The following is a 250-nucleotide window of genomic DNA, read 5'->3' on the forward strand; positions in this document are numbered from 1 at the left end:
GCCTCGGGCCGCGGATCGCCGAGCAGGGCCAGCGTGCTCTGGGTTTCGGGATCGTCATCGCGCCCGCTCGCATCGGCCGAAGGCAGGCGCAATTCATTGCTGGCGTAGCGCATCAGGCGGAAATCCAGGCCCGCGTCCATCGGCCCCTCGACCCGGAAGCCGTCGTCGAGGCGCAGGAAGCGGTCGACGCCCTCGACGCTCAGCTCGCCGCCGAGCGCGGTGGTGATGTCCATGCGGCCTTCGTCCTGGC

General features: G+C 70.8%; 1 protein-coding gene. It reads right to left on the reverse strand.

Translation table 11 applies throughout. The features are described 5' to 3' along the window. Window positions 1–233, reverse strand: a 233-nt coding sequence (locus tag SB719_RS21665) for a hypothetical protein (protein WP_412159961.1), incomplete at its 3' end; no start/stop codon positions are given. Between the last annotated feature and the right edge of the window lie 17 nt (window positions 234–250).

Source organism: Pantoea sp. SIMBA_079, from assembly GCF_046940275.1.
GTDB lineage: Bacteria > Pseudomonadota > Gammaproteobacteria > Enterobacterales > Enterobacteriaceae > Pantoea > Pantoea borealis.